Source organism: Phycisphaerales bacterium (assembly GCA_016699835.1).
Classification (GTDB): Bacteria; Planctomycetota; Phycisphaerae; order Phycisphaerales; family UBA1924.
Genome location: CP064987.1, coordinates 197858 through 222295 on the forward strand (window position 1 = coordinate 197858; position 24438 = coordinate 222295).

19 protein-coding genes and 1 tRNA gene are annotated in these 24438 nt (G+C 65.8%); 12 read left to right on the top strand and 8 right to left on the bottom strand.

Features of this window, described 5'->3' with window-relative positions; all coding sequences use genetic code 11:
• Positions 1-5: 5 nt before the first annotated feature.
• Both IPK69_00875 and recO read right to left on the bottom strand, forming a co-directional pair.
• Entirely contained in the window at positions 6-1475 is a 1470-nt protein-coding gene (locus tag IPK69_00875) for an HDOD domain-containing protein (GenBank protein ID QQS09216.1), read from the bottom strand.
• Positions 1476-1547: 72 nt separating this feature from the next.
• Positions 1548-2324: a DNA repair protein RecO gene (gene recO, locus IPK69_00880; protein ID QQS09217.1), complete on the bottom strand. Its 777-nt coding sequence runs from the start codon at positions 2322-2324 to the stop codon at positions 1548-1550.
• A 41-nt stretch (positions 2325-2365) separates the two neighbouring features.
• Here recO and IPK69_00885 point away from each other — a divergent pair, with 41 nt between their 5' ends.
• From IPK69_00885 to IPK69_00895, 3 genes are all read left to right on the top strand, one after another.
• The gene (locus tag IPK69_00885; protein QQS09218.1) at positions 2366-2782 is read left to right on the top strand and encodes a hydroxymyristoyl-ACP dehydratase; all 417 of its coding nucleotides are present in this window, start codon (positions 2366-2368) and stop codon (positions 2780-2782) included.
• Between the two features lie 94 nt (positions 2783-2876).
• A complete protein-coding gene (locus IPK69_00890) occupies positions 2877-3266 on the top strand; it encodes an acyl carrier protein (GenBank protein QQS09219.1) in 390 nt (129 codons plus the stop codon).
• A 29-nt stretch (positions 3267-3295) separates the two neighbouring features.
• Positions 3296-3814, top strand: coding sequence for a beta-hydroxyacyl-ACP dehydratase (locus IPK69_00895; GenBank protein QQS09220.1), 519 nt, complete (start codon positions 3296-3298; stop codon positions 3812-3814).
• Between the two features lie 8 nt (positions 3815-3822).
• On the opposite strand, the gene IPK69_00900 is transcribed toward IPK69_00895, so the two are convergent.
• From IPK69_00900 to IPK69_00910, 3 genes are all read right to left on the bottom strand, one after another.
• Positions 3823-5862, bottom strand: coding sequence for a HAMP domain-containing histidine kinase (locus IPK69_00900; GenBank protein ID QQS09221.1), 2040 nt, complete (start codon positions 5860-5862; stop codon positions 3823-3825).
• The gene (locus tag IPK69_00905) at positions 5859-6569 is read right to left on the bottom strand and encodes a response regulator transcription factor (protein QQS09222.1); all 711 of its coding nucleotides are present in this window, start codon (positions 6567-6569) and stop codon (positions 5859-5861) included. The genes IPK69_00900 and IPK69_00905 overlap by 4 nt, the downstream gene beginning before the upstream one ends.
• A gap of 150 nt (positions 6570-6719) precedes the next feature.
• Positions 6720-9062, bottom strand: a complete 2343-nt coding sequence (locus IPK69_00910) for a VWA domain-containing protein (GenBank protein ID QQS09223.1) — start codon at positions 9060-9062, stop codon at positions 6720-6722.
• 161 nt (positions 9063-9223) lie between these two features.
• Here IPK69_00910 and IPK69_00915 point away from each other — a divergent pair, with 161 nt between their 5' ends.
• From IPK69_00915 to IPK69_00930, 4 genes are all read left to right on the top strand, one after another.
• Positions 9224-10081, top strand: coding sequence for an ROK family protein (locus IPK69_00915; protein ID QQS09224.1), 858 nt, complete (start codon positions 9224-9226; stop codon positions 10079-10081).
• A gap of 356 nt (positions 10082-10437) precedes the next feature.
• A complete protein-coding gene (locus tag IPK69_00920) occupies positions 10438-11925 on the top strand; it encodes an immunoglobulin domain-containing protein (protein QQS09225.1) in 1488 nt (495 codons plus the stop codon).
• Positions 11926-11978: 53 nt separating this feature from the next.
• The gene (locus IPK69_00925; GenBank protein QQS09226.1) at positions 11979-13001 is read left to right on the top strand and encodes a dihydrodipicolinate reductase; all 1023 of its coding nucleotides are present in this window, start codon (positions 11979-11981) and stop codon (positions 12999-13001) included.
• 19 nt (positions 13002-13020) lie between these two features.
• Positions 13021-14205 carry an aminotransferase class I/II-fold pyridoxal phosphate-dependent enzyme gene (locus tag IPK69_00930; protein QQS09227.1) on the top strand — a complete coding sequence of 395 codons (1185 nt, stop codon included), beginning with the start codon at positions 13021-13023 and terminating at the stop codon, positions 14203-14205.
• Here IPK69_00930 and IPK69_00935 read toward each other — a convergent pair.
• Together IPK69_00935 and IPK69_00940 are read right to left on the bottom strand one after the other, a co-directional pair.
• Positions 14120-14983 carry a TIGR00730 family Rossman fold protein gene (locus tag IPK69_00935; protein QQS09228.1) on the bottom strand — a complete coding sequence of 288 codons (864 nt, stop codon included), beginning with the start codon at positions 14981-14983 and terminating at the stop codon, positions 14120-14122. The genes IPK69_00930 and IPK69_00935 overlap by 86 nt on opposite strands.
• 13 nt (positions 14984-14996) lie before the next feature.
• Complete coding sequence (locus IPK69_00940) at positions 14997-17210, bottom strand: hypothetical protein (protein QQS09229.1); 2214 nt, start codon at positions 17208-17210, stop codon at positions 14997-14999.
• A 122-nt stretch (positions 17211-17332) separates the two neighbouring features.
• Here IPK69_00940 and IPK69_00945 point away from each other — a divergent pair, with 122 nt between their 5' ends.
• The 3 genes from IPK69_00945 (at position 17333) to IPK69_00955 (ending at position 21175) form a co-directional block, all read left to right on the top strand.
• Positions 17333-18625: a hypothetical protein gene (locus IPK69_00945; protein QQS09230.1), complete on the top strand. Its 1293-nt coding sequence runs from the start codon at positions 17333-17335 to the stop codon at positions 18623-18625.
• Positions 18626-18822: 197 nt separating this feature from the next.
• Positions 18823-21027 (top strand): glutamine synthetase III, encoded by a 2205-nt coding sequence (locus tag IPK69_00950; protein ID QQS09231.1) that lies wholly within the window; start codon positions 18823-18825, stop codon positions 21025-21027.
• Between the two features lie 75 nt (positions 21028-21102).
• A tRNA-Ile gene (locus IPK69_00955) sits at positions 21103-21175 on the top strand.
• 202 nt (positions 21176-21377) lie between these two features.
• On the opposite strand, the gene IPK69_00960 is transcribed toward IPK69_00955, so the two are convergent.
• Positions 21378-21971: a glutathione peroxidase gene (locus IPK69_00960; protein ID QQS10380.1), complete on the bottom strand. Its 594-nt coding sequence runs from the start codon at positions 21969-21971 to the stop codon at positions 21378-21380.
• Between the two features lie 277 nt (positions 21972-22248).
• On the opposite strand from IPK69_00960, the gene IPK69_00965 reads away from it, so the two are divergent.
• The gene (locus IPK69_00965) at positions 22249-23115 is read left to right on the top strand and encodes a 6-carboxytetrahydropterin synthase (GenBank protein ID QQS09232.1); all 867 of its coding nucleotides are present in this window, start codon (positions 22249-22251) and stop codon (positions 23113-23115) included.
• Positions 23116-23154: 39 nt separating this feature from the next.
• Complete coding sequence (locus IPK69_00970; protein QQS09233.1) at positions 23155-24258, top strand: glycosyltransferase family 9 protein; 1104 nt, start codon at positions 23155-23157, stop codon at positions 24256-24258.
• Positions 24259-24438: the final 180 nt, after the last annotated feature.

Here is a 24438-nt window from a genome sequence, read left to right on the forward strand (position 1 = left end):
CTGATTCACGCCGCCTTCGCCACCGTGTGCTCGACCACGCGCTCGCCCTTCAGGCGCGACGCCTCGCCCAGAGACTTCGTCGCGGCAATGACCAACTCGCGCGCGCTCGTCGGCCCGGGCTCCGTCTCCGTCGCCCCGAACGCCACACCGATCGCCGCCCACGCGCCACGCTTCCCGAACGTCCCGCCCCGCAGTTCCGCAAGGCAGCGCTCGGCCTCGAACAACGTCTGCGTTCGCGCCGTCCCCATCAGGATCACCGCGAAGATGTCCTCGCTCAGCCGGCAGACCATCCCGCGCGACTGGAAGTACTTGGTCAGCACCAGCGACAACTCGATCACAGCCTCGTCCCGCGGCTCGAGCATGTCCGTCTGTAGCCGTGTCCCCCGCGAACCGACGCCGATCTGCAGCAGCGAGACCGGCAGCCCCGCCGCACGACCGTCCTTCATCGCCTGACGCAATGCGCCATCGAACGCGCTCCGTGCGAGCAGCCCGGTCAGCGGATCCAACTCGGGCTCGTTGGTCAGCAGATTCAGCACCTCGGGCCCGGGCTCCCCGGGCACGACCTCCAACTCGACACGCTCGCGCTCGGCACGCTCCATCACCTGGTCCGCGTCCACGAAGGATCCCGTGTCCAGGCTGAAGAGCGACGACAACTCTCGCACGCCGTCGTTCGCCCGGCGCACCGCCGATCGCGCCGCGCCCACGTCCAGCCCGAACCACTGCTCGGCCCGCTGATAGAGCCTCGCGAGCGCGCCGCTCGGATCCGAGTCCGACATCGAATCATGGAAACTCGATCCCAGCGCCACCGTCCGCGCCAGATCCGCGATCCGCTGCGGTGCCGCCGTCGGACGTTCGTGGAAACGCACCGCCGCGACCAGATCCGTGGGGAGTTTCCACCGCTCGGCCAGCATGGCGCCGACCTCGGCATGCCCCAGTTCGAACGCCGTCGCCTCAAGCCCCGCGACCTTCGAGTGGTCCCGCTTCGCGGGTGCGATCGCCTGCAGGTATCGATCTCGCAGCGCCATGTACATCGCCATCTGCCCGATGTCTTGCAGCAACCCTACGAGGAACGCCTCGTCCGCGAAGGGGCGACGCGTGCTCTCGGCAAAGCACTTCGCGCCCACCGCCGTGTACAACCCGCGACGCCAGTACGACACATAGTCGAACCCGTTCGTCCGGGTCGCCTCCACCGACGAGATCAACGAGAACCCCAGCGCCAGCGTCTTCACCGGCGACAACCCGAGCATCACCAGCGCCTTCTGCACCGAGCCGCACGGCTGACGCAACGCGTAAAAACTCGAGTTCACCGTCCGCAGGATCTTCGCCGCAAGCCCCTGGTCGTTCTGGATGCACTTGGCGAGTTCATCGAGTGAGACGTTCAGGTCCGACGTCAACTCGATCACACGCACCGCCACAGCCGGAAGAGAGGGCAGCGTGTTGCACGACAAAACCTTTTCCAGCAGGGTGCTATCCATGCAACTGGGCCTTCCTCGACACGGCCATCCGTTGGCCTCGCGAGATCGTAAAAACTCACATACCGCTCCGGTTCATCGGTCCGGACCGTCCGCGACTTCAGCCGCCTTCTCGGACGTGCTCCAAAACGCGGGCAGACTCACAAGCCCAACCCCCCACTGTGTTTCGACGTATCGAGCCAGAAGCCGCGCCGCACGGTCTGAGACCTCGTCACCACGCCCCATCGGCGACTTTAAGGGGCCGGCACGTTCAAGACCGCGCAGATACTCCAGAGTCTCCCCTCGAACACGCCACACGCCCGAAGAGACTCCGGCCCCCGGATCCGTGGTCACCCCGCCCAAACTCGGATCGAACCCGATCGTTCGTCCCCGGGGCGCCGAATCCCCGGTGGCCACGTCACGGTCGAGTTCGGGCTTGTGCCCCGTGTCCACGAGCAATCGCCACAGATACTCCGCCACGGACGCCGACCCGCGATCCGCTGTCCGCATCGCCTCGACGAGCGCGTCATAGACCGCCGGGTGTGGGTCCGACTCGCTGATCCCTCGCTGCGTCGCCTCGATCATCAGCGTCGCACCCGCAAACCCGACCACGCTCGACCGCGCCGCCGGAAACGTCTCGAGCACGTCCCATCCCGCGATCGTCGCCAGCGTGTGCGCCGGCTTGGGGTGGAAGACCACCTCCCCCCGCGTCGCCGACTCGATCCCCCCGCCGAACCGCCCGGGCTGCCGCCGCGACCCTTTCGCCAGCCCGCGCACCACGCCGTGCTCACGTGTGAGCAGCGAGACTGTCTGGCTGGTTTCCGACCAGTCCCACTGACGAAGGCACACGGCATGGTCCACGATCGCTGCCACAACAACAGCGTACGGGCACACGCCGAACTACGCTTCGTCCGATGCGATTCGAACTCGTCGATCAGGTTTTGGTAGCCGACGCCACGCGCCTCGTCGCGGTCCGCGCCGTCACCGCCGGCGAGGAATACCTCGCCGACCACTTCCCCACCTTCCCCGTCCTCCCCGGCGTCCTCATGCTCGAGGCGATGGTCCAGGCCGCCCGGCGCCACATCGAACGCGATTCCATATCACCCAAGCCCTGGGTTCTGGGCCGCGTCCGCGCGCTCAAGTACGGCCGATTCATCCGCCCCGGCTACACCATGCGGATCGAGGTCACACGCCTCGGCACGCCCTCAACCGAATCCCACGACCCCATCGAGTTCAAGGGCACGATCACGATCGCCGGCGGAGACGACACCGCCGCCGCCTCGGGCCGATTCTCCCTCCGCCCCACGACGGTTCCGATCCACGTGGGATGACCACGCGGAAGCGTGTCGCCCACTCGTCACGCCGCAACCGCGACCATAGACTTGCCCGATTGTGTTCCCCTTCGCCGTCTCTTTGAGGAATCCCATGCCTTCGATGTCCAACGACGAGATCTTCGCCAAGGTTCGTGACGTGATCGTGGACGCCCTCGCCGCCGATGAAGAGGACGTCACGCCCCAGGCCTCCTTGACCGCCGACCTCGGGGCCGAGTCCATCGACTTCCTCGACATCGGCTTCAAACTCGAGCAGGCCTTCGGCTTCAAGATCGCCCAGGGCGAACTCTTCCCCGACAACGTCGCCCAGAATCCCGAGTACGTCAAAGACGGCAAGGTCACGCCCCACGGCATCGCCGAACTCAAGGCCAAACTCCCCCACCTCAGTTTCACCGAGTTCGAGAAGGACCCGCAACTGACCAAGGTCGGGCGGATGTTCACCGTGGACGCCCTTGTCCGCTTCGTCGAGAAGAAACTCGCCTGATCGCGGAACGACGCCCCAGGAATCTCCCGATGCGCTGGATGTGGATCGATCGCATCGTGGAACTCGTCCCAAGAGCGCGTCTCGTCGCGATCAAGAACGTCTCTTTCGCCGAGGAGCACCTCCACGACCACTTCCAGGCCTCGGGAGATCGACCCGCGCTCCCCATCATGCCCGCCTCCCTCATCATCGAGGGCATGGCCCAGACCGCCGGCATCCTCGTCGGACACGCCGGAAGTTTCAAAGAGAAGGTCGTCCTCGCCAAAGTCAGCGGCGTCGAACTCTCCCGCGACGCGACCCCGGGAACGACCCTCCGCTACACCGCTGCAATCGAACGCATGGACCACATCGGCGCCTCCACAAAGGGCACCGTCGAACTCCTCGACCACGCCGCACACTCACCCACGTTCGAAAAAATCGGCACTATCGACCTCATGTTCAGCCACGTTGACCAGAACCTCGCTGGCGCCCAGTTCCCGGAGCACAACTTCGTCTTCAGCGACGCCTTCCGCACGCTCCTGCGAACCAGCGGCCTCCCCGCCGAGTTCTGAACACGCACTCACTTCGACGCCAGCGGCACCGTCAGTGTGAACTCCGCCCGCGAGGGCTCCGTCAGGCGAAGCGACCCGCCGAGATCCGCCGCCAGCCCGCGCGAGAGCGACAACCCAAGCCCGAGCCCCGACACCGTACCGTTCGACTGCGCCTCACCTCGCACAAACGCTCGAAAGATCTTCGTCCGCTCGCCCGACTCGATCCCCGGCCCGTGGTCCGAAACGATCATCTTCAGGTCGTTACCTCCCACCAGCACGCGCAGGTGCACCCGTCGATCCGTCGCGTCCTTCGCATACTTGCACGAGTTGTCCAAAAGATTCGCGACAATCCGTTCGATCGTCCCAGGCTCGGCCCGCACGCTCGCCGTGCCCGGACCGGATCGTTCCACCACCAACTCCATCGAGCACTGCTCCGCCCGCCGACGCAGCGGCTCTTCCAACCGTTCCATGAGTTCATCGACCGTGATCGACTCGTGGTTCGTCGCCCCCGACGCACGCCGGCGCCCGAGCCGCGCATATTCCAGCACGCTCTCGACGATGTCCGCCAATCGCTTGGATTCGCCCTTGAGCGTTCGCACATACTCCCGCGTCTGCTCCCCCTCGGGCACCATCCCGTCTGCCAGCATTTGCGAGTACATGCAGAACGTCGTCAACGGCGTCCGAAGCTCGTGCGTCACCGCTGACACAAACCGTCCGCGACGCTCCGCCAGTTCCGTCGAGGTCCGCAGCACCACCGCGATCGCCACCACCGCCCCCACGACCGCGATCCACGCCAGCACCAGCCCGGTCTCCAGTGGCGTCCACGACGCCGAGACGGGCATCAACCGCTTCCGAGGCGTCGCCACCAGCGCCGCGTCGATCGTCGCCATCCGATGCGCCAGGTCCGCCGACCGACGAGGATCCGGAACCAGATCGACCTCCGAGAACAAGTCATCGACCCGTGATACCAGTTCTGCGCGCAGCGTGGGCCAATCGATCCAGAACCCCTGGGCCACATACGCGTCTTGCTTGCGAACGTCCCGAGTGAAGACCAGTTCGCCCGCCTCGCCCCCACCACCGCTCAACCACGCCGGACGGAACATCCCAACGGCTACCGACGCCGAGTCCTCGAGTGCCTCGCTCCCGTTCCCGAGCACGTCCTTCGCCTCAACTTGCTTGAGCGCCAGGCCCGCCACATCATCCGGGGCGTTCTCCATCACCGCGGCGAGACGCGCATGCTCCGCCTTCGTCAACACCCCAATCTGATCCGAAACCGGCACGCTCGCAGACACCTTTGTGCCCGCGACCGCTCTCGAACTCTCCACCCGCGCCGCCGAGGGCGAATACGCCTGTTGCCGCTCGTTGATGATCATCGCCGCCGCGCTCCGCCGGGCAAAGTCCTCTTTCGCGTACGTCGTCGGCTCACCATACCCGAACGACTTCTCGGCACTCGGCGTATCGACCTGCGAATCCAACCTCGCATCCGCCGCCAGCGTCGTCATCAACCCGCCGATCCATGGCCCTCGGTCCGACACATCATCGCTCAGCGACAACTCTGACACCCGGAACGACGCCCCGCTCGATACAAAGCACGTCCGCAAGCGTTCCAGATCCTCCTGCGCCCGAACCACCTCGTTCGACGAGCAATACGTCGATTCCGCCATATCACGCATGTTCCCGCTCGGCGCCTGGGGCGAGGTCCACCCATCTCGCATCGACCACTGGAAATGAAGCCGCACAAACGACGCGTGCTGCCGCAAGAGCGACGACGGCACCAGCACGTCCCCGGGACGGACCTCCTCCCACATCCGCGTGTACGCCCGATCCGCCGGGTAAAACGCCTGATACTCGAAGTATGGCCTCGCCACCTCCCGCGCCAGGATCGCCGACACCACCGAGTCCATCCGCCACAGCGCCACCCGCAGCGTGTCCTGATAGAGCGCCGCGTCGCGTGCCCGCGCCTCATTCCGCTCCATCCGCAGCGCGTGCCACGTCAGCCACGCCATCGCCCCGACCACGGCAAGCGTGCACACCACGAAAGCAAGCAACACGCCGTGCCGCCGGATCATCGACCGATCTCCTGCGCCTCGCTCACCAGCATGTATCCCTTCGCCCGCACCGTCTGGATCACGCTCGGCGTCCCCGCGCTGTCCCCTAACGCCTCGCGCACGCGCGCCACCGCCATGTCCACCGTCCGCGTGTGCATCCCGCGCGGGTCCAGCCCCCACACCCGCAGCAGCAACTCCTCGCGCGAGATCGCCCGACCCGGGTTCGCAATCAGAAACGCCAGGAGGTCCGCCTCGCGCTCCGTGAGCGACGACTTCACACCATCGACCACGACCTCCCGCCGCTCCAGGTCGATCGTCCGTCCCGCGATCTCGCAGCGTCGCATGAGTTTCGGTCTCTCCGCCGAGCGACGCAGCACCGCCTCCACCCGCGCCAACAACTCGTTCGCGCTGAACGGCTTCACGACATAATCGTCCGCCCCCTCGCGCAGCCCTCGCACCCGATCCTGCTCCTCACCCTTCGCCGTCAGGATGATCACAGGCAGGGTCGACTTCGCCCGCCGGACCTCCGCCAGCACCTCAAACCCGTTCATCTTCGGCATGAGGATGTCCAGCAGCATCAGGTCGATCTCGGCCCCCGTCGCCGCGTCCAATCCGGCCGCGCCGTCGCCCGCCTCCATCGTCGCGTACCCCGCGAACTTCAGCGCATCGACAACCCCGCGACGGATCGCCGCGTCATCCTCAACAACAAGCACTCGTCCCAGCGGCATGTGGCACCCCGCTTCACGTTGACCACGGCCCCTTGTTCAAGAGACCGCCCCTCCCTCATCCACCCCCCCCCACCCCGCCGCCCTACCCCGCGAGCGAATCAATAGCCTCGGCTGGCGATCAGGCCCGCCGAGACGATACCGAGTCTTCGATCACTTCCCGCCCGCTGGAGCCTCGGCCTGAGGCCCGCGAACCAGCACGCGCTTGCTGTTCCACAGGAGCAGCACATCGCCATCCTGCGCAAGCACCGCCTGCCGGTTCTGCATCGAGAGTTCCATCGCCAGCGTCATGTACGCCTCCGTTCCAAACTCCACAATCTCGTCGGGCTTCTCCGCTTCCTTATCCAGAATACGAGAGTCCACCCACACGTTGTTCCGGCAGAACAGAGTGTAATCGGAAACGTTCTGCACCGAATTGACCTGCCGGACGTTCATGTCCTTGTCGTAATACCACTGCTTCCCGGCCACCTCTTGGGCCGCAGGGGTTGCCGTGGCCCCAGCCGCACGAGTCTGCCCGAGTTTCTTGAGATTCTCTTCCTGATTGATCCCCGCACTCCCGGACCGCTCGGCGTTCCGCGTCTCGAGTCGCCGATAGGCCTGATCGATGTTCGCACGAAGACCGACCTGATCAAACGCGACGCTGTTCGGCTCCGTCGCCAGGAACGCCGTGTACTCCGTCAGGATCCCGAACTTCGTCGAGAGCGCCACCACCTCGTCCACGATCTCCTTCATCCGCCCCTGGTCCACCTCGCCCGCTCCGGCCTGGCGGATCTCATCGAGCAGCATCCCGATCTTGCTGCTCGCCCACAATCGGGGCACATAGCCATTCCGCGCCGACGCCGATGTGACCTCGCCTTTGAAGTCGTACGACACGACCCGACTCCCGGCCTTCCCCTCAAGCCGGAATCGCACGGGCTCCTGACCACCCATGAACTGCCCCAGCACGATCACCTGATCGCCATCAAACACGTCGGGCAGATTCGTCGGCATCACCTCACGCAATCGCGTCGTCACCGGCGAACCATCCGCTCCCAACGCCGTCAGTCTCGGCTCCGCGAGCAGAGGCCCCGCGAGACGCTTGAAGACCTGCGACACCTTCGCCTCCACGTCCTCGTTCGAGAGCACAAACGTGCTCGCCGCCCGCGATTTCGTCGCGATCGCGTTCAAGAGCGGCGAGTTCACGTCGCTCCCCACTCCAAACGTGAAGATCCGACGCTTCGACGTGTTCGACGCTTCCACCTTCTCGCGGATCTTGATCTCGCTCCGCTCCCCGATCGTCGGCAAGCCATCCGTCAGGAAGAGCACGATCGGCACAAAGTGCTCCGCGGGCGTCGACCTCGTCGCCTCCAGGAGCGCATCGAGGATGTTCGTCCCGCCACCCGCCTTCAGCCCGGCGATGTACTCGCGAGCCTTCTTCGCCGATTCCTTGTCCTTCACCACCGGAGCCGCGGCAAACGACGCGATCGAGTCCGAGTAATCGATGATGTTGAACGTCTCGCCGTCCTCAAGCCCCTCCACCACCTGGATCGCCGCGCTCTTCGCCTGCTCGATCTTTTCGCCACGCATCGACCCCGACCGATCCAGCACCAGCACGACCTCGCGCTTCAGAGGCTCGCGGTCCTCGCTCATACCGCTCGGAAGCGACCCGACCAGCATGAAGTACCCGCCGCCGATCTCGCTCATCGTCGGGTCCGGATACGCGATCAGCGTGGACGCAAACCCATTGTGCATTGACGGATTCCGCACATACGACAACCGCACCGAGCCGCGGGCCCCGCCCGCCTCGACGCTCTCGGCCGCACGCACGATCACCTTGTTCGCCCCCTCGCGCGTCGTCGTGATCGAGTGCGAAGGCGAGTAGACCGTCGCGATCCCGCGAGCGTCCTCGATCGTCGCTCGAACCTCCCACCGCGTCGAGCCGAGCCCCGCCGATTCGCTGCGGGGCAGGAAATAGTCCACACGCTCCCCATCCGCGGGCAGCATCGACTCCAACGTCAGCGTCACCTTCTGCACGCCGCCCGCGGGAATCGGAAACGCGCTCGTCTGGATCAGGTTGTACCCCACAAACTCCACCAGCGCTGGATCACGCATCGAGTTCACGATCGACGCGTAGATCCGCCGCGCCTCGTCGCGGGGCAGCACCTTCGCCGTCGGCTCAGGACCCACGCCGTCATACTGCAGCGACCGCACCGCCACGCCATCCGCTACCGGAATCAGAAACTGCGCCTCCTGCGCTGCCCCCGAAGGATTCCTGACCGACATCTCCATCACCGTCGTCGAGACCTGGTCCTTGATCGAGATCTCCAGCCCCACGTTCTCCACATACGCCGTCGGCACGCGACGCGGCGTCATCCGTACCTGGGGCACGATCACCACACGCGAATCAACCGAGACCGACGACACCTGCGCCATGCTCGACGAACCAAACACGCCCATCGACGCTGCTACAACAAGCCCGCCCAACGCCCGCATCGTCCAACTCGTTCCGTACTTCATACCCAGACCTCCATTCGTGCCTTCGACCGGGCGTCCCCTCCACCGCTCGCCAGTGCATCGCCACCATGCTGACAGCATCGCACAAGGGACTAGACGCACACCACCGCCTCAACGCCGTAACCTCTCTGTAACCCGAACACCTCCCACCCTCCCAATCCACCATGCCAACCACAACCCTCGGCCTCGACATCGGCGGCAGCAGCGTCAAGGCCGCCCTCATTCGCGACGCTACCTTCGCCCGCGTCGCCCAGAGTCCGATCTACACGAAACCGACCCTCGAACAACTCATCGACGCCATCGCCAACGTCGCCGCAGTTCTCGGAACCTCCCACGACTCCATCGGCCTCTGCCTTCCCGGCGTCTTTGACCCCCACGCGCGCGTGATCACCGCCAGCGCCAACATCCCCGCACTCGTCGGCCTACGCCTCGACGATCTCCTTGCCCGCGCGCGCCTCACCGCCACACGACCGCCCGTAATCACCACCGACGCCCACGCCGCCACGCACCACATCGCCACACTCGAATCCCTCACCGGCCGGGTCTTGGGCGTCTCCCTCGGCACAGGAGTCGGTGCCTGCGTCCTCGACGACGGCGTTCCCCTCCACGTCACCGGCACCTCCGCCGGCCACATAGGCCAATGGGATGTCTCCCTCGGTGTGAACGCCCCCATTGCACCCGATGGAGGCCAGGGCGGCCTCGAGGCATACATCGGCCTCCACGCAATCTGCACCCGCCACACCTGCACTCCCGACCTCGCTCCGCAGGTTTTCACCCCGCACTCCCAAGAAATCGCCGCTCTTGCACGTGCCCTTCGCATCGCCCACGCCCTCTACCGCCCCAACCACATCCGCCTTCTGGGCGGCCTGGGCATCCGACTTCAAGCCGCATTGCCCAACATCCACAACCATGTCGCCCAGCACCTGACTTCCCTTGCCCGCCCAAACTGGACCCTCCAACTCGGTCATGACGACTATCATGCTGCCGGGGGAGCAGCCTTGCTCGCAACCAATCAAAGATAGAACATTACCGACAATCGGTGTCGATTAGGGTATTTACCCTTCTCGTTCCCAAGAGTTTTTACTGGGTATAGTCCGAAAATTCCCATTGACGCCCGCCTCTCCTCCCAATAGATTCCGAGAACTCGTGGATCGGGGGCAACACCCCGGTCGCCAAACCTCGGAGGTTTGGTGTTGGACACGCGGCGGGCGGAAGCCCATCACCGCGCAAAGACTGCCCGACGACACACTCGTTGACGCAGTCAGCACTGCGGAGCCAAACGCCGCACGAAGCGGACACAGGCTCCCGGGTCGGCTTATGGCGGCATGGCGGAGCCACGCGCCATAGCGGACTCTCCCTCCCTCGGAGAGATGTGAAATTGAAGTACACGGCTGTCCTCGCACTCTGCGGCATCATCCTCTCGCTCGCCCCGCGAACCACGCTCGCTCAGGACTGCACGGAGTGGTCCCTCCGCGCTGTTGGCGGCCCAACCTCACGCACCGAACACGCGATTGCCTTTGACCCGCTCCGCCAGCGCTCCGTCATCTTCGGTGGACACACCAGGGCAATGGGTCTCAACGCCGAACTGCTGGGCGACACCTGGGTCTGGAATGGCGACTCCTGGAATCTCGCCGCCACCTCGGGTCCCTCCCCACGCTTTGGCTCTTCCATGGTCTTCGACGCGAATCGAAATCGCGTCGTTCTCTTTGGAGGCGCGCGATTCGCCACCAACGGCTCACTCACCCTCCTCGGCGAAACCTGGGAGTGGGACGGTCGGATCTGGACCCAAGTCTCTCCACCCACGGCACCGCCCGCCCGCTATCTCCACGCCATGGCTTATGACGCGCAGCGTGGACGCGTCGTCCTCTTCGGCGGCGTCAGTGCGGGGAGCGCTCGCGACCAGGACACCTGGGAGTACAACGGCTCCACCTGGACCCGAGTCACCCAGTCCGGCCCTTCATATCGCTACGGCCACACCATGGCCTTCGATCCCATCCGAAGCCGCACCGTGCTCTTCGGCGGCGTCGGACGCCCCGACCGCAACGGTGGATACCTCGGCGACACCTGGGAGTGGAACGGGACCCAATGGTCCCTCATCCCCGTTAGCGGACCCGCTCCTCGCGTCCACCACTCCATGGTCTTCAGCACCAAGGTCAACCGCGTCGTCCTCCTCGGCGGACGCACCCGAGTCGGCGAAGGCGAGGACATCTGGGAATGGACCGGATCGCAGTGGGTCCTCGTCTCCCAGATCATCGGCGTCGCGCGACAGGCCTCGCCCGCCGCCTTCGACACCCTGCGCCAGCGCATCGTCCTCTTCGCCGGCTACCTCCAGGACTATGGCCAGTTGCAGGACACCTGGGAGCAGACTTCCGTCTTTGCCCCGTCCATCTCCAGGCAGCCCCAGCCCGTTGAGGCCCTCGTCGGCCAGCCCGTCACACTGAACGTCGAGGTCACAACCTCCGCCCAGGTCGCCTTCCAGTGGCGTCGCGACGGAACATTCCTCGTCGACGGCCCCAACCTCCTCGGCACAGGCTCCCCCACGCTCACCATCCTCTCGTATTCAGACCAGTTCGCCGGCACCTACGACGTCGTCGTCGCCAACCAATGCGGCCAGGCCGACAGTGCCGCCATCACTCTCGGCGTCGGCTCCACCACGGGCTGCGCCGCCGACGTCGACAACGGCTCAGGCACCGGCGTCCGCGACCAGGCTGTCACCATCGACGACCTCATCTACTACATCCAGGCCTTCCAGAACGGAAGCCCGAACTCCGATGTCGACGACGGGACCAACACCGGGCACCGCGACGGCGGCGTCACCATCGACGACCTCCTCTACTTCCTCGCACGCTTCGGACTGGGTTGCTGACCCTACGCGATCGGAGCGCGAACCGCACGACGCCGCGGCTACACTCGCCCACAATGATGCGATTTGTGCAGGTCGGTCTGGGGCCACTCGGAAGACGAATTCTCGCCGAGGCGATCGAGCGCGGCGTCGGGCACGCCGTCGGCGTCGTCGATCGTGATCCCACGCTCGTCGGCAAGAGCGTCGCCTCCATCGTTCCCAACGCCGACCCGCGCCTCACTGTCGTCGCCTCGCTCGACGACCTCCACGATTGGGCCGCTGTCGACGCCGCGATCGTCGCGACCAGTTCCGATCTCGCCAAATGCGCCGACACCTTCCGCACGCTCCTCGAGCACGGCAAGGCCGTCGTCAGCACCTGCGAGGAACTCCTCTATCCCTGGCTCCGCCACGTCGCCCTCGCCGAGGAACTCGACGACCTCGCCAAACGCCACGGCGGGCGCCTCCTCGGCACGGGTGTCAACCCCGGCTTCCTCATGGACACGCTCCCCGTCGTCCTGAGCGGCGTCTGCAAAGGACTCCGGCGCGTCACCGTCCAACGACTCCAGGACGCCTCCACGCGGCGCATCCCCTTCCAGCAGAAGATCGGCGCCGGCCTCGACGATGACGCCTTCGCCGCTCGCATCCGAGAGGGTTCGCTCCGCCACGTCGGCCTCGGAGAGTCGCTCCACTTCATCGCCCACTTCGTCGGCCTCCCCATCGAACGCTGGGAAGAGGACATCGCCCCCGTCCACGCCGATCGCGAACTCCCCAGCGCCCTCGGTCCGATCGCCAAAGGCCGCGTCTCCGGCGTGCGCCAGACCGCCCGCGGCTATCACGACGACCAGTGCGTCGTCCACCTCGAGTTCCAGGCCGCTATCGGCCTGCACGATCCCGTCGATCGAGTCACCATCGACGCCGAACCGCGCCTCGAGGTCTCCATCCCCGGCGGCGTACACGGCGACACCGCCACGTGCGCCATCGCCGTCAACGCCTTACCAAGGATCATCGAGGCCACGCCGGGTTTGCACACCATGGCCTCGATCGGCGCCATCCGCCACACCGCCGCCAGCAACGGACACCTGACCCCTCACCGCGTGTAACGAACACAGGAACTGACCCATGGGACGGATCCCAGTGGAATCATGCGACGCGCGACACGTGCGCCTGGATGGGCGCGACGTGCTCGCCTTCGCCGGGTGCAACTACCTCGGCCTCTCCTTCCACCCAGACGTGCAGCGCGCCGTGCGCGACGGACTGACGCGCTTTGGCCTCAGCACCACTGCCTCACGAGAGACCACCGGCAACACCCTGACCCACGAGGCCCTCGAAACCGAACTCGCCGCCTTCGTCGGGCAGGAGGCCGCCATCCTCACCGCCGAGGGATACACCGCCAACTTCGCCGCCTGCCAGGCGCTCGCACGAACCTGCGGCGTGGCGCTCCTCGACTCCAAGTCCCACCGCAGCCTCCGCAACGCCGCCACCGCCGCGGGGATGCAGGTCTTCGAATACGAGCACCTCGACGCGACGAGCGCGGCGTGGGTCATCGAGAAGTACGCCGATGCGGGCGTCGCGATCCTCACCGACTCGGTCTTCGCCGCCGATGGGGCCGTCGCCCCGCTGCGTGATCTTCTCGCCGCCCTCCCGCGCGACCGCGCGGCCTTGCTCGTCGACGATTGTCATGGCTTCTGCGTGCTCGGCCGCGCCGGCCGCGGGGCCGTCGATCACTTCGACCTGAACGACCCGCGCATCGTCATCACGACCACGCTCGCCAAAGGCCTCGGCTGCTACGGCGGCGCGGTCATGGGACGATCCACATTCATCCGCACCGTCCGCGAGCACGCGGGCGTCTATCGCGGCTCCACGCCCGTCCCCCCCGCCATTGCCGAAGGCTGTCGCGCCGCGGTGCGCGTCTTGACAACTGAGCCGTGGCGTGTGGACAGACTCCGCGAGAACGTCGCGAGAATCCGCCGCGGGCTTCTCGAACTTGGCCTTCGTGTCCCCGACGCCGCCGCCGGAGAGGGCGCGGGCGCCCACGTCCCCATCTTCACCTTCGTCATGGAGCCCCGCGCGAAGATGGACCGCATCAGCGACTCGATGCGCGAGCGCGGCGTCCTCGCCCCCGTCATCGACTACCCCGGCGGCCCCGCCCCCCGCTACTTCCGCGTCGTCGTCAACGCCATGCACGAGCCCGCCGACATCGAACGACTCCTCGCCGAACTCAGGCGGGCGTTGGACTCGTCTTCTCCGGCTCCGGCAAACGCGGCTCCAGCAGCAGGCGTGACCGCGTTGGCCCGAGGCTCCTGAGCAGTTCCGCGTTGTCACCCGCCGCCTTGCGAATGACGTCAACCGCCTCCTCCGGCGAGTCCGTGAACGTGAACAGATCCAGATCCGACGGACTGATCGCGCCGCGCTCGACCAGCCGCTCCGTCATGAACTCCCGCAGAGGCTTCCAATACTCCTGACCCATCATCACGATCGGGAAGTTCGAGATCTTCCCCGTCTGGATCAGCGTGATGCACTCGAAGACCTCGTCCATCGTCCCGAAGCCGCCGGGCATCACCACGAACGCGTACGAGTACTTCACGAGCATGACTTTCCGCACGAAGAAGTAGCGGAACTCCACGAACCGATCGAGATACGGATTCGGGTGCTGCTCGTGCGGGAGTTGGATGTTGCACCCCACGCTCCGCCCCTTCGCGTCGCGTGCCCCGCGGTTGGCGGCCTCCATGATCCCAGGGCCCCCTCCCGTCATGATCGTGAACCCGACGTCCGCGAGTTGCCGGCTCACCTCGCGCGCCGTCGCATACGCCCACGTCGATTCGTCAAACCGAGCCGAGCCGAAAACCGTCACGCAAGGCCCCACAAAGTGCAACTTCCGGAAGCCTCGGATGAACTCCGCGAAGATCCGGCACGCGCGAAGAAACTCATCCGTCCTCGTGCGCGGGCCTTCCAGGAACCGCCGATCTTCCAGCGTTCGAGTCGCCTTCCCCCACACCTCGCCAAGCGTGTGGTCGAGCAAGTGCTTCGACGCGCCCGGGTCAGGGTGCGTCGGATCAAACGGCTTCTGATTGTGATTGCTCATGATGTCCGCATTCTCACTTCGAGGTCTCGCTCACGTCCGGCCAGTCCGCAGGCATCCACTCCGGAAGTGACGCCACAGACGCCACGGCCTCGTCGCTCACAGGCACGCCCCAAGCACTGAAGAACGGCCCGAGATTCCGCCCCACCTTCCGAGAGAACCGCACCATCCATTGGTCACGCTTCTCCTGCTCCGTCGTCGGGCGTTCACCCTTGGGGAGATCACGATACTCCGCGAATACTGCCTTGTACGCCTCCCACCCGAACGCCTCGCGCAACTCGATATACATCGTGAGCGCGAGGAACGGATCCGAGCACCACTTCTCGAACGAGGCTCCCTCCGCCAGATACCGTGCGCGCCGCGCCAGGCGCTTCGCAAGGGCCTCGTGCCCCGTGCCCTCGTTCTTGCCGCACACCGTCTCCATGATGTACAGCGAGAAGAGATTGCACGTCACCTCGCCCGTTCCATGAAACGTCCACGTCCCCTGCTGATGGTTGTGCCCCAGTTCGTGGAAAAGCCCCCACGACCCCGCACGAAGTTTCGCCTCCTCCACCATCTCGTCGGCCGCATCCAGATGCGTCATGATCGGATACCCCGAGTGCATGTACCCGGCGCTGATCTGCACATCGGCGACATACCGCTGAGGGCGGTCTCGCTCCCGTGGAATCGTCGCCAGATCCGCCGCGGCATCGAGCACCTTGTTCCACACCTCCAGCACGCCTCGCGGATCCTCGAGATCCCGAATGTGCGACGAGGGCACGCTCACGATCACCGTGCCCGTCTCCAACTCCGCCCAAGGCCCCGGCGCCTTTCGTATCGTCGATCGCCACGCGTCGACGTCGGTCTCCCCAAGCACAAACCGCGGCGCCTCGACCGCGCCCGACACCGACACGCGTACATGCTCCGCCGCAGAATCGGCCCCACGCGAATCTCGATTCGGGATCAGGTACACCAACCCCCCGAACGCGCTCGCCACACGATTCTCGCCAGGCAACAACTTCATTCTCGTCGTGATCCTCGGCACGCGGTCCCAGCGGTCCTTCTTCGCGATCGAATCGGTGTGGCAACCAATCTGCACGCTCATCGCCGGGGCATCCTGAGGAACCCCTATCCGAATCACCTCGCCCGCTGGGGCATACAAACCCGTCGAGTGCCACCCCGGCACGCGTGCATCAATCTCCACCTCGCGCGTCACCCGCTCCGCCTCGACCGCCACCGCGCCGGGGAACTCTCCCGCCGACGGATCGGCCTTGATCTCCTCCGACGCCACACCAATGCGCATCGCTTCGTCCACCACGAGCGCCACCCGCTGGAGCACGTCACTCTCGCGCACGGGCGTTTTCTTGGAGACCATCACGCCCCCAGCCCGCTCCCGCAGCGCCCTGAGGCGTGGCATCACCAGCGTGTCTTCCCGAGGGATCGATCGTGCCGCGAGCGTCAGCGTCGCCTGGATCTGCCTCGAGTCGTCCTTCGAGAACGCCGACTTTGGCTCGGCTCCTTCCAACGCACGCAAGGCCTCCTCGACATCGATCAGACGCAACGTCTCCGCCCGATCGAGCCGCTTCGACTTCGGCACGTCGATGGTCTCCGTCGTGAACGAGATCCCATGACCGCTCGTGAATCGATGCAGCGCGTTGTCGCCCAGTTCCTTGCCCGAGTGGATCTGCAACCATCCCCACGCCGTCTGCCCCGCCAGCAACGTGCCGCCCTCGTTCAGAAACCGCTCCATCGCGGCGCACTCTGCTCCGCTCGGGTTCGCCTCACGCAGGACCAGCACGTCGACATTCGTCAATGCGGCGACGAATTCACCTTTCGGCGAAACCGTCCCCTCACAACCCTTCGCACCCACGGCCTCACGCATCCGCCCATCGGGAACGAGCACCCGCACCGCGCCCTCACCCCCGTCACGTCGATGCCGCGGCAGCACCGACTCGATCAACGCCCACGTCCCGGCGTCATTCCACGACTCCGCTGACAGATACCCGCCGTGGGAAAAGACCACGAGCGACCCCATACCCACGCTCGACTTCGCCGCAACCGCGACAAGCGCACTCCCGTCCCGGGCCGCCCAAATTACTTCCCCGGGCCCGAACACCACCAGCGAGCCGGGCACCCCCGGCGACACGATCGACTTTGCCTCGGGATTCCCCTCCGGATCCAACCCCGCGATCGCGCCTCGCCCACTGAACACACACGCCACCGCAAGAACAAACAGGATCGCACGCTTCATGCCGACCTCCAACAGGTGAAGCAGGATTCTAGTGGGGGCATACTCCCATTGAACCCCTCGCTACGCGCCGACCGATCTAACCCATCGAGTTCCACGCACACTTGCACAACGCACCACAAGCCATGCCCCCACAGACCACCAACGAAACCTCGAACAACGCCCCGACGTGCTCCACGAGAGCCGCAACCGCGCTCACCCTCGTCGCCGCGTTTCTCTCCGCCGCCCTCGGCATGTGGCTCCACCACATCGCCCTCTACCTCACGAGCGACCCGCTCATCGGTGGCCTCGGCATCCCGCCCACTCACGCCGCATGGACCACCGGCCTCGGCGCCTTCATCGGCGTCGCCGCCGCGCCCCTCCTCGCGGGCCAACTCCCCGACCGACTCCTCAAACCCGGCATCGTGCTGGGCGTCGTGCTCCTGATCGCCGGCGTCCTCCGCGTCGCCACGGCCCACGCCCCCACGCACGAAACGATCCTCGTTCTCACCATCCTCTCCTCCATCTTCCTCATGTCGGGCGCCTCGCTCCTGTTCTCTATCACGCTCGACATGCTCTCGCCCAAATCCTTCAGCATCATCCTCGCCGTGTGCTGCGCCTCATGGTGGCTCGGCGTCTGGGCGTTCGATGTCATCCATCTACGCACACCCGGAGGCTGGCACGCGGCCTTCCCCTTCTACGCAGGCGACCGAATCCCCACCGCCCCCGCACTCTGTCACGAAGTCTCAACCGTCTCCGGCATCCTCGCGCTCATCGCAGGCGTCCTCACGCTCGCCCTCGTGAGAACGCCACGTCCGAAGCGTGACTTCGACCACCCGCTCTCCTTCATCGTCGCCATCGGCGCGCTCCTTCGACCCAGCGTCGTTCGCACGCTCTTCTCCAGCACCATCACCCTCGCCGCGGCATGGGCCACATGGATCCACTGGAGCACCGCCAGCGCCGCCGCAGGACTCTCCGCGGATCGCGTCGGCCTGCTCACCCTGATCGCCACCCTCGCCGCGTGCGTCGCACTCATCGCCACGCGAACGCTCCGCCACACCACCCTCATCGCGGCCGGCTTGCTCACCCTCGGCTTCGTCCTCCTCTGGTGGTCGATCGGCACCGCCGCCAACTGGGGCGTCCAGGCCGGCGCCCTCGCTTTGATCACCACCGGCGCCATGTTCGCCCTACGCGCCGCACTCACAACCGTCCACGAGGCCGCCCCCGCCGACGCCGGTCATGCCGCCATCGCCCTCGCGTGCGTCGCCCTGCTGGGCCTCGCTCCGATCGCCGCGAGCATGGTTTCCGGACGCCTCGTCGCGTGGGCAACGTCACTTTCCATGGGCGTGCACGGCGAGTGGTTGATCCTCGCCGCGGCCTGTCTCGGCGCAGGTTTCACCGCCCTGCGACCCGATCCACGTCGCAGAACCATGCCGTGAAACGTTTTCCAGTCCGACTCCGCCCGCGAAACTCGCCCGAAACACGCAAAACGCCGATCCCGAACACGTCCAACGCCTATCTTGTACAGGTCCATGGCGTCGGTTCGTGAGCGAGCGGTGCACCAAGACGACATTCATTCCGGGCGATGGATCGCCCACGCCACGCTCTGATCGATCGCCATCACGAGGAGTCTCCCATGAGCGGGTGGTCGCGCGGCGGTTCGAATGGTCACAACGGGGTCGCGATGATGCACAACAGCAGGGACAAGGCCCACGCCCAGGCCCCCACCGACCAGATCTTCGCGGAGGACGTCTTCACCCTCCGCGTCATGCAGCAGCGCCTCCCCAAGGACGTCTACAAGCGCCTCGTCGCGACGATCGGCCACGGCGCCAAACTCGAACTCGAGGTCGCCGACGCCGTCGCTTCAGCGATGAAGGACTGGGCCGTCGAGAAGGGTGCCACCCACTACACCCACTGGTTCCAGCCCCTCACTGGCTCCACCGCCGAGAAGCACGACGCCTTCCTCGAGCCCGATGGCCAGGGCGGCGCGATCAATCTCTTCACCGGCTCCGCCCTCGTCCGCGGCGAGCCAGACGCCTCCAGTTTCCCCTCCGGCGGCATCCGCGCTACCTTCGAGGCCCGCGGCTACACCGCGTGGGATTCCACCAGCCCCGTCTTCGTCGCGCGAAACGCCGGCACCGCCACCCTCTGCATCCCCACCGCCTTCGTCTCCTGGACCGGCGAGGCCCTCGACAAGAAGACGCCCCTCCTCCGCTCCATGGACGCGATCTCCGCCGCCGCGATGCGCGTCCTGAAACTCTTCAACGCCGACTCCGGCGTCACCCAGGTCACTGCGACCCTCGGCTGCGAGCAGGAATACTTCCTCATCGATCGCGACTTCTACCTCCGTCGCCCCGACCTCATCGCCTGCGACCGCACCCTCGTCGGCGCCCGCCCGCCCAAGGGCCAGCAACTCGAGGACCATTACTTCGGCTCCATCCCCACGCGCGTCCTCGCCTGCATGGCCGAGGCCGAACGCGAGTTGTACACCCTCGGCGTCCCCATCAAGACCCGCCACAACGAGGTCGCCCCGGGGCAGTTCGAGATCGCGCCCCTCTACGAGACCGCCAACGTCGCCTGCGACCACCAGATGGTCGTCATGGAGACTCTCAAGCGCGTCGCCCCACGCCACGGCCTGCAGTGCATCCTCCACGAAAAACCCTTCGCCGGCGTCAACGGCTCGGGCAAGCACGTCAACTGGGCCCTCTCCACCAACACCGGCGTCAACCTCCTCGACCCACGCGACCAGACCCACTCCAATCTCCAGTTCCTCGTCGTCCTTTGCTCGGTCATCCGGGCCGTCGATCGCCATGCCGACATCCTCCGCGCCTCGGTCGCGTCCGCCTCCAACGACCACCGCCTGGGCGCCAACGAGGCCCCGCCCGCGATCATGTCCATCTACTTGGGCGACATGCTCACCGACATCATCCGCCAGATCGAAGAGGGCAAGCCCCGTTCCACCAAACGAGAGAGCCTCATGGACCTGGGCGCCCGCACCCTCCCCCAGATCCCCCGCCACTCCGGCGATCGCAACCGCACCAGCCCCTTCGCCTTCACCGGCAACAAGTTCGAGTTCCGCGCCGTCGGCTCCTCACAGGTCGCCGCCTGGCCCTCCACCGTCCTCAACACCATCGTCGCCGAGAGCATGAACTTCATCGTCGCCGAGATCGAGAAGGCGATGAAGGCCAACAAGAAGGCCAAGCCCAGCGAGCGCCTCGACGCCGCCGTCCGCGTCGTCCTCCAGAAGGTCGTCAAGCAGCACAAGCGCGTCCTCTTCGATGGCGACGGCTACACCGAGAAGTGGCACGCCGAGGCCGCTAAGCGTGGCCTCCCCAACTTCAAGGAGTCCGTCGCCGCCCTCGAAACGATCGCCTCCAGGAAGAACATCGATCTCTTCGAAACGAGCGGCGTCCTCAGCAAGGTCGAACTCGAGTCGCGGATGCACATCTTCCTCGAGAAGTACACCAAGCAGATCACCATCGAGGCCGAGACCATGCTCCTCATGGCCCAGACGCTGATCCTCCCCGCCGCCATCCAGCACCAGCAGTCCCTCGCCGAGGCCGTCGCCGCCACCGAGGCCGTCGATGTGGACGCCACATCGATCCGCGCCATGCTCGAGGAGCACGCCGAACTCGTCGCCAAACTCGCCGACGCCATCGAGACTCTCGAGGACAAGGCCCGCACGCACGACGAGGACCCCCTCAAGCACGCGCGCCACGTCCGCGACAAAGTCAAGAAGGCCATGGCCGACGTCCGAGAGACCTGCGACGAACTCGAGGCCCGCACCCCCAAGGGTCTCTGGCCCCTCCCGACCTACCACGAGATGCTCCTCGTCAAGTAGCGTCGCCGGAGCGCGAAGCGTCGACCTACCCGGGCTATCGTGACCGGCCGGTGATCCCCCAAGGGAACACCGATCGGCCCTGTAGCTCAGCGGTTAGAGCAGGCGACTCATAATCGCTTGGTCCTCGGTTCGAATCCGAGCGGGGCCATTGGGATCAAGACAGAACACAGAGGACGCGGAGGAGGAACAGAGGAAGACAGAGGGAAGGAGTGTGTGAGATTGCGAGATGGCTCCAGAGTTTGTGGAGATGAACAGCCGCCATCGCCGCAAGTCCTCATTCCACTGCTTTTTTCACACTCTTCCCCTTTGTATTCCTCTGTTCCTCCTCCACGTCCTCTGCGTTCGCCCTCCTACTTCGCCTTCTCGGACAGCAACTCCTCGATCCGCTTCACCAGCGTCGAGTCATCCGGCTTGATGCGGCTGTCGAACTTCGCCACCGCGTTCCCGTTCCGATCCACGAGATACTTCGTGAAGTTCCACCCAGGCTCGCCCCCCACCGACGACGGCTGCGACGCCAGATCCTTGTACAGCGCGTCCGCCTTCTCCCCCTTCACGACGATCTTCGAGAACATCGGGAATGTCACGCCATAGTTCTCTGTGCAGAACTTCTTGATGTCCGCCTCGCTCCCAGGCTCCTGCTGCTTGAAGTCGTTGCTCGGAAAACCCAGGATCACCAATCCCGCATCCTTCTTCGACTCGTACAACGCCTCGAGCCCCTTGTACTGCGGCGTGAACCCGCACTTGCTCGCCACGTTCACGATCAGGACCACCTTCCCTTTATACGTCTCGAGATCGACCTCCTTGCCATCGATCGACTTCGCCTTGTGATCCAGCACGTACGGGCTGACCGGTTTCTCATCGGGCTTCACATCAGGCCTCGTCTCCGGAGTCGCCGGGGGTGTCGCCGGCGCCTTCTCCCCCGCAGGCTTCGCGCCATCGTCCATACGCGACGCAATCGCCCCCGTGCCGAGCACCGCACCCGCCATAGCACACACCGCCAGCACCGTCTTTGTCGTGTTCATCGTTTGACTCCCAGGCAACAGGATCTCTCGGATCTTCCAGGCCCATTCACCCTCGTGGCACAGGCGTCCCGCCAGTGCCTCGTTCTTCAACCCACCCATCAACAACCAATCTGCCCCTCGACTGCCATCTCAAAAACTCTGATGACGACCTCCCACCGATCGTGTCGCTTGAAATCAACGAACACGCGTACCCTCCTGTGTGGTACGACTCCATCGTATTGTCCGCTTCGGCACCGCATCCTGGGACGGCACAGGCGACCTGCCCCGGGGCAAGAACTCCTTCGCCGCCTCCCCAATCGCGGATTCGCCCGGCTCCTTCGGCGAGTTCCTCGTCAAGGTCGAGGGCGAGGTCGGTCCGCGCACCAAATACCTCATCGATATCAAGGACATCGACCGCGTCGTCCGCGACCTCGCCATCCGTGAGATCGCCAGCCGCCACGCCTCCGGCGACCACGCTATCCAACCCGCCGCGTTGCTCTTCTCCATCATGCCCCGCATCGCGAGCGCCATCGCCGCTCTCCGCGACGACGCCGGCGCACGCCTCTTCTCCATCGAATGGTTCATCACGCCGTACTATTCCCTCACGATGTCTCCTTCCACTGACTCAAACACCCCCACACGCGCGGTCATGCGCCAGACCTTCGACTTCGCCGCCTCCCATCGCCTCCACGTTCCTGAACTCAGTGACGACGAGAACCGCCGACTCTTCGGCAAGTGCAACAACCCGCGCGGGCACGGGCACAACTACCGCCTCCGCCCCAGCGTCGAGGTCTCCGTCCATCGCGATGGCACGCTCGCCCTCTCCCTCGCCACCCTCGAGCGAATCGTCGATGAGACCATCCTGACCCCCTTCGACCACAAGCACCTCAACGAGGACACCACCGAGTTCAACGCCCAGAAAGGCGGCGTCGTCCCCTCCGTCGAGAACATCGCCCGCGTCTTCTTCGAGCGCCTCAAACCCGCCATCGAGCGTGCCGCCACCACGACCCCTCACAACGCCGCGCCCATCCTCAGATCCGTCGAGGTCTGGGAGACCGACCGCACCAGCGCCGTCTACCCCGCCTGATCGCTCGCGCCGACGCCTCGTCCGCGACTCCACTCCACGATGTCCGACTCTTCTCCACTTCCCGCACGCCGCGATCCGCCGCGGCGCATCCTCCTCATCCGCCCCAGCAGCCTGGGCGATGTCGTCCGCACAGCCCCCGCAGCCGCCAGCCTCCGCCACGCCTTCCCCGATGCCACCATTGACTGGGTCGTCGCCGAACCCTTCATCCCCGCCGTCAAACACCACCCCGCGATCAACCGCATCATCCCCTTCCCTCGCGCCGCCATCGGCAACCACCTCCGCCGCCTCCAACTCAAGCCCATCCGCGAATGGCTCGCCACGCTCATGGCGAGCGACGATGGCCACCCGTACGACCTCGCCATCGACCTCCAAGGCCTCTTCCGCAGCGGCCTCATGGCCCGCGCGACCCACGCCCCGCGCAAGGTCGGTTTCGCCGACGCCCGCGAGGGCGGCTGGCTCTTCTACAACGAACGCATCCGCGTCGCCAGGGGTCTCTCCCACATCGACCGCGACGTCGAACTCCTCCGCGCCATCTACGTCCCACCCTCATCCGACGACCAGGGCCGCTCACCCGACCTCCGTCTCTACCCCGGCGACGAGGCCCGCGATTTCGCGCACAGCGACGATCGTCTCAAGGCCAAACGCTTCATCGTCCTCGCCCCTACCACACGCGGCGCCGGCCGAGCCTGGCCCATGGACCGCTACGCCGAACTCGCGCGCCGACTTCTGTCCGCGCACGCTCATCACCTCGTCCTCGTCGGCGCCGCCAACGAGCGTCTCGCCTGCGCGCCACTCCTCCACGCCGCCAGGCACGACAAGCGCGTCATCGACCTCGTCGGCGCTACCGACATCCTCAAATGGATGGCCGTCATTCAGCGTGCCGACCTCGTCGTCTGCAACGACTCCGCCGCCATGCACGTCGCCGCCGCCTTCCACCGCCCGATGGTCGCGCTCATGGGCCCCACGCGCCCGGAACGAAGCGGCCCCTACCGCCGCCCCCACGACGCGATCAGCAAACTCAAGCACAACGAACACGTCCGCCACCGCGACGCCGCCCGCGCCGCCGACATCATGCGCCGCATCACCGTCGACGAGGTCGTCCAGACCTGCGCCGAGCGACTCGAACAGCAAAGGACCACCTAGACCGTGGTTCCACACTCAACCTTAACACGCTCATCGACGCCACCCGAGTCCAGATTTTCCATACGCCACGCACGCTTGATGTGCAATTTGAGCCCGATTCATGTTGGCTCTTGAACACGGCTCGAACGCCACATTGTGGCCAATCGAACAAAACAGACACGCGGGGCGAGATTGACCCCC